Origin of the sequence: Brevundimonas diminuta ATCC 11568 (assembly GCF_000204035.1) — a bacterium.
In the GTDB taxonomy this organism is placed as follows: domain Bacteria; phylum Pseudomonadota; class Alphaproteobacteria; order Caulobacterales; family Caulobacteraceae; genus Brevundimonas; species Brevundimonas diminuta.
Genome location: NZ_GL883086.1, coordinates 1364737 through 1372870, shown reverse-complemented (window position 1 = coordinate 1372870; position 8134 = coordinate 1364737). Strand labels below are relative to the sequence as shown.

At 67.8% G+C, this 8134-nt stretch carries 6 protein-coding genes; 4 read left to right on the top strand and 2 right to left on the bottom strand.

The window, feature by feature from the left end; translation table 11 throughout:
- A partial coding sequence (locus tag BDIM_RS10520; RefSeq protein ID WP_050796695.1) for a TonB-dependent receptor occupies positions 1-2058 on the bottom strand: 2058 nt, incomplete at its 3' end.
- 233 nt (positions 2059-2291) lie between these two features.
- Positions 2292-4409 carry a TonB-dependent receptor domain-containing protein gene (locus tag BDIM_RS10515; protein ID WP_244911836.1) on the bottom strand — a complete coding sequence of 706 codons (2118 nt, stop codon included), beginning with the start codon at positions 4407-4409 and terminating at the stop codon, positions 2292-2294.
- A 141-nt stretch (positions 4410-4550) separates the two neighbouring features.
- Between BDIM_RS10515 and BDIM_RS10510 the strand changes: the two genes are divergently transcribed.
- The 4 genes from BDIM_RS10510 to rlmJ all read left to right on the top strand — a co-directional run.
- The gene (locus tag BDIM_RS10510) at positions 4551-5441 is read left to right on the top strand and encodes a DUF4232 domain-containing protein (RefSeq protein WP_003165575.1); all 891 of its coding nucleotides are present in this window, start codon (positions 4551-4553) and stop codon (positions 5439-5441) included.
- Between the two features lie 51 nt (positions 5442-5492).
- Positions 5493-6686, top strand: coding sequence for a glycine C-acetyltransferase (locus BDIM_RS10505; RefSeq protein WP_003165574.1), 1194 nt, complete (start codon positions 5493-5495; stop codon positions 6684-6686).
- A 70-nt stretch (positions 6687-6756) separates the two neighbouring features.
- Entirely contained in the window at positions 6757-7803 is a 1047-nt protein-coding gene (gene tdh / locus BDIM_RS10500) for an L-threonine 3-dehydrogenase (protein WP_040345746.1), read from the top strand.
- Positions 7804-7916: 113 nt separating this feature from the next.
- A partial coding sequence (gene rlmJ / locus BDIM_RS10495; protein ID WP_040345743.1) for a 23S rRNA (adenine(2030)-N(6))-methyltransferase RlmJ occupies positions 7917-8134 on the top strand: 218 nt, incomplete at its 3' end.

Genomic DNA, 8134 nt, shown 5'->3' with positions numbered 1-8134 from the left:
GAAGGCGGTCGAGAAGTTGAGGCCCCAGCGGATTTCCTGCTGCTCGGCCTTCTGGAAGTTCAGCGGCCGGGCGTCGATCGACACCAGATTGCCGTCCAGGTCGCGCGTGAAGCGCTCGGGTAGTGCGGCTTCCAGTTCAGGCGTGATGGTCGGGAAGGAGGCGATGGAGCCTTCCGTCTCGGTCCGGGTGTAGTTGGCCGTGAAACGCAGATCCTTGTCCTTCAGCGGGGTCAGGTTGACGCCGAACTTCAGGACGCGCTTGGTCTCCTCGGACAGGTTGGGGTTGCCGCCCTCGATGCGGACGATGTTGACCGACTGGCCGGTGGCGAAGTCATAGACCGGCACGTTCGGGGTCGAGATCGTCGGGTCGTTCAGTTGCGACATCGACGGGGCCTTCTGCTCGTCGGCCCAGCTGGCGGTGAAGTTGACCGGCTCCCACGGCGACCAGTTCAGCCCGACCGTATAGGCCGACAGGCCGCCGAAGTCGGACAGGTCTTCATAGGCCAGGTTCAGATTGGCCGACAGGTCGCCTAATGCGCCCAGCACCTCGCGGTCGCGGCTGGCGATGGGCAGGTTGAAGTTGCCCGAGGCGCTGGTGCGGTCGCGCGACAGGGAGCGTTCGGAGAAGACGCTGGCCTGCTCTGCCTCGGAAAAGCGCAGGTTCTCGGAGTCCAGCGACTGGCTGTCGAAGCCGACCTTGAAGGTCGAGGTCAGCGATCCGGCCGGGCCTTCCCAGGCCGTGCCGTTGATGACGCCCTCGATGCTGGACTTGCTGGAGATGGAGCGCGCGGTGTCGAACGGATTGGCCGGCAACTGGCCCAGGTCGCCGAACGGGTCGATGGTCCCGGCCGTCACGCCCGCCTGAAGGGCGTCGTCGTTGAGGCCGCGGCCGGTGCGGGTCTTGGTCTCGGTGCGGTCGTAGCCGCCGTTCACCGTCCAGCGCCAGTCGCCCAGATAGCCGTCGACTAGGAAGCCCAGTTGGCTGGACAGGGTATCGGTCTGCCGTCCAAGCGCGCCGGGCGCGTCGACATAGCGGTGCAGCAGCACGTCGCCGGCGAAGGGCGAATAGGGGCTGGCCGAGGGCAGGGCTAGGCTGAGGCCCGGCAGGCCCAGGTAGGAGAAGCTGGATGTATCCTCCAGTTCGCCGCTGAGCGTCATCGACATGGTCTGGTTCAGGTCGCGCACCAGGGAGCCGGAGATGGAGCTGTTCTCGCGCTTGGGCGACAAGGTGCGATAGGCGGTCAGGTCGTCGGTGCGCGGCGCGACGCCGAAGTCGGACAGGGCGGCGCCGCCCGCTGCGCCCGCCCCGACCGAGGCGGTCGTCACGCCTTGGCCCAGCAGGGCCGACAGGGCGGGGTCGATCTCGCCGCCGCCCGGCGCGGTGACATTGCCCATCAGGTCATAGGGAACGCCCTCGCGGGTGATGTTGCGCTCGGTCTCGAACAGGGGGGTGTCGCGTTCGTATTCCAGGTCCAGCGTCCAGCGCTGCTTGCCCGAGATGCGCAGGATGTTGCTTTCCAGGTCGGTCATGGTGCGGCCGCCCTGGTCGGGACGGCGCGCGCTGGCCTGCATGGTCACGGAGCGGAAGTCGGCCTTCAGCACGAAGTTCACGACCCGCTGATCGGCGCTGTAGCCGTAGGACAGGGCGGTTTCCTCGGGCAGGATCTCGGTGCGCTCGATGGCCTCGGGCGGGATGCCGCGAATCTCGCGAAAGCCCGAGATGCGCCGTCCGTTGACCAGGAAGACCGGCGAGCCGCCGCGCGAACTGCGCGTCACCGGCTCCAGCAGGGTCATCAGCTCTTCGATGCTGCTGGCGCCGTAAGCCTTGATCTGCTCCTCGTCGAGGGTCAGTTCGGGCTCATAGTCGCCCAGGGCCGCGCCGCGCCGGGCGGTAGTGACGGCCGCGAGCGTGCCCAGGTCATAGGCGCCGTCGTCCAGCTCTTCCTGCGGGACCGGGGTGGCGGTCTGGGCAGGCGCGGACTGCGGCGGGGCGGCGGGCGCCGCCGTGTCGGCAGGGGACAGGGAGGCGAGGGCGAACAGCAAGGCGACTGGCGACATGTCGAGTCCTAAAGGCAACCGAAAAACAGGCACGCTCGCGACCGACGCCCTGTCTCGTCGATCGCATCGACTCGATTAAAGAACGATGTGCGCCGAAGGGGGCGCAATCGCTCTCCTGGATTAAACTCCTGTAATGCGGGGCTTAGTCCTGTTCGAACCGACAGGACTCCAACGGACGAAGGGGCGGAATCCGTCGGATCCCGCCCCTCGTTTTTTGCAATAGCGAAGAAACCCTAGAAGCGGGCGCGCACGCCCACCGTCAGGTTGCGCCCGCGCAGGGGCGCCGTCTCGGCCAGGAAGGAGGCGTGGTTGAAAGCCGTCTCGTCCAGCAGATTGGTCCCGCGCAGGAAGATCTGCGAGCGCACCGGCCCCAGATCGACGTCATAGGCCACGGTGGCGTTGACCATGTCGTAGCCGGGCGTCTCGGTCTCGAAGGCGGCGATGTCGGTCTGTTTGAAGGTGCGGCTGTACTCCACATCGCCGGACCACGGTCCCTGGAAGGCGGCCAGGCGCACGCCCGCCCGCGCCGCCGGGATGCGAGGCAGGTTCCCGCCGTCGCCCTTCAGCTCGCCCTGGACGTAATCGCCGAACACCGTGCCCGACAGCCACGGGGTGAACTGTTGCGTCAGTTCCCCCTCGATGCCGGTGAAGGTCGCGTCGGCCTGGCTGTAGCGGATCAGGCGGAAGTCCTCATGCTGATCCAGGGTCCGGGCGAAGATGTAGTCGTCATAGACGTAATGATAGGCGCTGACCGAGCCGGTCAGGGCGCCTTCGGTCTTGCGCAGGGTCAGCTCGATCGAATTGGCCGTCTCGACGTCCAGGCCGGCGTCGCCGATCTCATAGGTGTTGGTCGCCAGGTGAACGCCGTCGGCATACAGCTCCTGGGCCGAGGGGGCGCGTTGCGAACGCGACAGCGACACGGCGCCGGACCAGCCGGGGGTGAAGTGCCACACCGCCGCGCCCGAGATGGAGAAGGGCTTGTGCTCGACGTCGGGCAGGCCGACGGCCGAGGCCTCCTGCCATTCCTGGCGCAGGGCGCCTTCCAGGTGCCACAGGCCGATCTCGTATTCCTCCATCACGAACAGGCCGGTGTTCTTGGTCGTGCTGGGGGCCAGGAAGCTTTCCTCGCCGATGGCGGCGAAGTCGCTCTTGCTCAGTTGCAGGCCGACTACGCCGCGGAAGCCGGCGATCTCGCGGTGCTGGGCCTCGATGCGGCCGTCGTAGCCCTTGTTGGTGAAGGTGGTCGAGACGACGCCTTCTTCAAGCTCGCTGTGCTCATAGTCGGTGTAACCGGCGCGCAGACGCACGTTCTCGATGCCCGGCAGCGGGTCGCGCAGTTCGCCGCGCAGGTCGACGCGACGGCTCTTCAGACGGACCTCGGGGGCGGCGTGGTCGTGGTCGCCCTCATGCTCGTGCCCGTGATCGTCGTCGCCGTGGCCATGATCGTCGTCGTGGCCGTGACCGCCGCAATGCAGATGGTCGCCGTGCGGGTGGCAGTCTTCATATTCATGGCTGTGACCGGCCAGGCCGTAGCGGCTGGTCTGTTCGGTATAGGCCGCGCCCAGATAGCCGCGCGACCCGATCCAGGAGGCGCCCAGCGTCGCCGTCGAGGTTTCGTTGTAGGAGCCGTCCAGACGCGGCTCGTCCCAGCCGGGAACCTTGTAGTCGTCCGAGTTGCGCGCGGCCGCCTCGACGCGGACGGCGAAGTTTCCGGCGCCGACCGTCAGGCCGACCACGCCGGCTTCCTCGTCATCGACCGAGCCGCGACGGTATTCGGCCACGCCCTCGCCGCCGTTCGCTGGGACGCGGGTCGGGATCTTCTTGTCCAGCAGGTTGACCGCGCCGCCGATGGCGCCGCCGCCGTAGAGCAGGGCCGCCGGGCCGCGCAGGATCTCGACGCCCTCCAGCAGCAGGGGCTCGCCGCTGACCGCGTGGTCGGGCGAGACCTCGGAGGCGTCCATCAGGCCGGCGCCCTCGCTCAGCACCTTGACGCGAGGCGAGGTCTGGCCGCGCACCACCGGGCGGCTGGCGCCGCCGCCGAAGGTGTCGGAGTTGACGCCGGGGATGCTGTTCAGGGTGTCGCCCAGGGTCGACTGACGCCGGTGGACCAGGTCGTCGCCGCTCAGCAGGGCGACGTGCGAGCCGACGTCGTCGCCCGCGCGGCCCAGGGGCAGGGCGCGCACCACGACCTCTTCCACCTCATAGGCCTCGGCGGCGCGGGGGGCGTGATCATGCGGGTCGCCCTGCGACTGACGCTGTACGACGTCTTCGGCGAAAGCGGGCGCAGCCACGCCCAGGCTGGTCAGCGCCGCCGCCCCCGCGGCGGTCAGCAGGAAGGTCCGAAATCGCATGTCACGCATCCCCGTTACAATGATGGGAGGCTTGATATGTTATAGTATATCGTTACGCAACCGCTCCCTGACGATTTGCCGGGGCGGAGCCTTCACAAGCCCTCGACGTTGCAGCAGGGTCGCCGCAGCAAGGGGGCCGCCATGACCAGATCCGCCACGTTCCAGACCATCGCCCTGACCGCCGGATTGGGGCTGCTGGCCGCCGGATGTTCTCGGGAGAAGCCGGCCGAGCCGACCGCGCCGATCGAGCCGCCGACGGACCAGAGCGCAGCCGCCGTCGGCTATGCCTGCGAAAGCGGCAAGACGGTCGTCGTCGCCTATCCCGACGCCCAGACTGCTCGTCTGTCCTACGAAGGAAAGGACTACGCCCTGACCAACGTCGTTGCGGCCAGCGGCGCCCGGTACGCGGGGCAGGGGCTGGAGTGGCATACGGCCAGCCGAGGCGAACTGGAGAGCGGCACGCTGAGCCGCATCGGCCAGACCGGGGGGCCGGGGGATCAGGCGGGCGGCTCCATCATCGAGCGTTGCAGCCGCCCGGTCGCCGCCGTGGCGCCGCCGCCGTCGGGCGCGCCGTGCGCCGCCGAGAACCTGCGCCTAGCGGTGGAGGGCGGCGACGCAGGCATGGGTCATCGCCTCACTACCCTGGCGGTGCGGAACACCGGGCCTGACGCCTGCACCGTGACGGGCTATCCGTCCGTCAGCCTGCTGGACGCCGAGGGCAAGTTGATGACCGGCGTTCGCGCGGTTCAGGCGCCGGGGAGCTATCTCGCCCAGGGCCGCGCGCCGACGCCGGTGGAAATCCGCCCGCAGCAGGCCGCCTGGTTTGATCTGGCCTGGACCGTCATTCCGCATGAAGACAAGGGCGAGACGACCTGTCCTTCGGCCAAGACGGTGCGCGTGACCGCGCCGGGCGCGGCGACGGCGATCGCCCTGCCGCTGGCCTTTACCCCCTGCGGCGGGCAGGTTGAGGTCAGCCCCCTGCGGCCCGTCGCCGACGCCTCGGCTCAAACTGTTTCGGAGCTCGCAAACTAGGGGTTCAAACCTGCCCGAATTCAGCGTAGCGGAGCAAACATGACCCAAGATATGAACCTGGCCTTCTACGATCGCGTCTCCGCCGAACTGGCTGACATCCACGCCCAGGGGCTGACCAAGCCCGAGCGCGTCATCGCCTCGCGTCAGGGGCCGGTGATCTCCGTCAACGGCCGCGACGTGCTGAACTTTTGCGCCAACAACTATCTGGGGCTGGCGGGCGACGAGCGCGTCACCCAGGCCGGGATCAAGGCGCAGGAAAAATGGGGGGCGGGCACGGCCTCGGTCCGCTTCATCTGCGGCACGCTGGAGATCCACAAGGAGCTGGAGCGCGCCATCGCCGACTATCTCGGCTTTGAGGACGCCATCCTGTTCGCCGCCGCCTTCGACGCCAACGGCGGCATTTTCGAGCCGCTGTTCGGGGCCGAGGACGCCATCGTCTCTGACAGCCTGAACCACGCCTCCATCATCGACGGCGTGCGCCTGTCGAAGGCCCAGCGTTACCGCTTCGCCAACTCGGACATGGCCGATCTGGAGGCCAAGCTGAAAGAGGCGCGCGCCGCCGGCGCCCGCAACATCATCATCGCCACCGACGGCGCCTTCTCGATGGACGGCTACATCGGCAAGATCGACCAGATCCGCGCCCTGGCTGACCAGTATCAGGCGCTGATCATGGTCGACGACTGCCACGCGACGGGCTTCCTGGGCGACAGGGGCAAGGGCTCGTTTGCGCATTGCGGCGTCGAGGTCGACTTCGTCACCGGCACCTTCGGCAAGGCGCTGGGCGGCGCCATGGGCGGCTTCATCTGCGCCCGGTCGAGCGTGGTGGAACTGCTGAAGCAGCGGGCGCGGCCCTATCTGTTCTCCAACGCCCTGGCGCCCGCCGTCTGCGGCGCGTCGCTGGAGGCCATCCGCATCGCCGCGGGCGAGGAGGGCGACAAGCTGCGCGCCCAGCTGTTCGCCAACGCGGCGCGGTTCCGTTCAGCCATGGCCGAGGCGGGCTTCGACCTGCTGCCGGGCGAGCATCCGATCATTCCGGTCATGCTGGGCGACGCCAAGCTGGCGCAGGACATGGCGGCGCGTCTGCTTGAGCTGGGCGTCTACGTCATCGGGTTCAGCTTCCCCGTGGTGCCGCGCGGCCAGGCCCGCATCCGCACCCAGATGTCTGCGGCCCACACCTTCGAACAGATCGACGCCGCCGTCGCCGCCTTCACCCAGGCGGGCAAGGAACTGGGCGTCATCAAATAGGCGTTCGCCTGTATCGTCATGGCCGGGCGACCGGCCGTGCCGGAATTAAATAAGCGTTTGAGGAAACGACATGGCTGACATGATGAAGGCCCTGGCCAAGACGAAACCGGCCGAGGGGCTGGAGCTGATCGACGCCCCCATTCCCGTCGCGGGCGATGAGGACGTGCTGATCAAGGTGCACCGCACCGCCGTCTGCGGCACCGACATCCACATCTGGAACTGGGATGAGTGGTCCCAGAAGAACGTGCCCGTGCCGATGATCACCGGCCACGAGTTCGCCGGCGAGATCGTCGCCATCGGCAAGGACGTGGATCGCCGCCTCAAGATCGGTCAGCGCGTCTCGGCCGAGGGTCACGTCATCGACCTGAACTCCGAAGCGGCCCGCGCTGGTCACTTCCACCTGGACCCCGACACGCGCGGCATCGGCGTGAACCGCCAGGGCGCCTTCGCCGAATATGTAGTGGCCCCGGCCTTCAACGTTATCGAACTGCCGGACGACGTGCCCTATGAGATCGGCTCGATCCTGGACCCGTTCGGCAACGCCGTGCACACGGCGCAACAGTTCGATCTGTTGGGCGAGGATGTGCTGGTCACGGGCGCCGGTCCCATCGGCATGATGGCCGCCGCCGTGGCGCGTCATGCGGGCGCGCGCACTGTGGTCCTGACCGATATCAATGACTTCCGCCTGGAACTTGCGCAGAAGGTTGCGCCGGGCGTGCGCACGGTGAACACCACCAAGGAAGACCTGCGCGACGTTATGCACGAGCTGGGCCTGAAGGTCGGCTTCGATGTGGCGCTGGAGATGTCGGGGTCGCCCGTCGCCTTCAAGCAGTGCGTCGACACCCTGATCATGGGCGGCGGCATGGCCCTTCTGGGCATTCCGTCCAAGCCGATGGAGACGGACTGGGGCGCGATCATCCTGAAGGCCCTGACCATCAAGGGCGTCTATGGGCGTGAGATGTTCACCACCTGGCGCAAGATGCTGGGCCTGCTGAAGGCCGGTCTGGACCTGACGCCGCTGATCACCCACCAGATGCCGTATCAGGACTTCGAGGCGGGCTTCGAGGCCATGAAGTCGGGCAAGTCGGGCAAGGTCGTCCTGAACTGGGCTGACTGATCGAAATCTGAAGCGAGACCAAGGCCCCCTGACCGCAAGGCAGGGGGCTTTTTCGTATCAACGCGCTGGGGATGCAGGCTTGACCCCGCGCTCGCCGCGAGAGACGAGCGGGCATGAATTATCGTCACAGCTTTCACGCCGGAAACTTCGCCGATCTGGTCAAGCACGCCCTGGTGCTGTGGCTGTTGAAGGAGCGGCAGGCGCGAACCGGCGCCTTGGGCCCGGTCGCCGTGCTGGACACCCACGCGGGGGCGGGCCTCTACGACCTGTCGGGCGATGCCGTCCGCTCGCGCGAGGCCGAGGCCGGGGTGGCGCGGCTGATGACCGCCGA

Coding starts and splice junctions, on each gene's coding strand:
- BDIM_RS10510 (WP_003165575.1), top strand. CDS start 4,551: ATGACCAGATCCGCCACGTTCCAGACCATCGCCCTGACCGCCGGATTG.
- BDIM_RS10515 (WP_244911836.1), bottom strand. CDS start 4,409: ATGCGATTTCGGACCTTCCTGCTGACCGCCGCGGGGGCGGCGGCGCTG.
- BDIM_RS10505 (WP_003165574.1), top strand. CDS start 5,493: ATGAACCTGGCCTTCTACGATCGCGTCTCCGCCGAACTGGCTGACATC.
- tdh (WP_040345746.1), top strand. CDS start 6,757: ATGGCTGACATGATGAAGGCCCTGGCCAAGACGAAACCGGCCGAGGGG.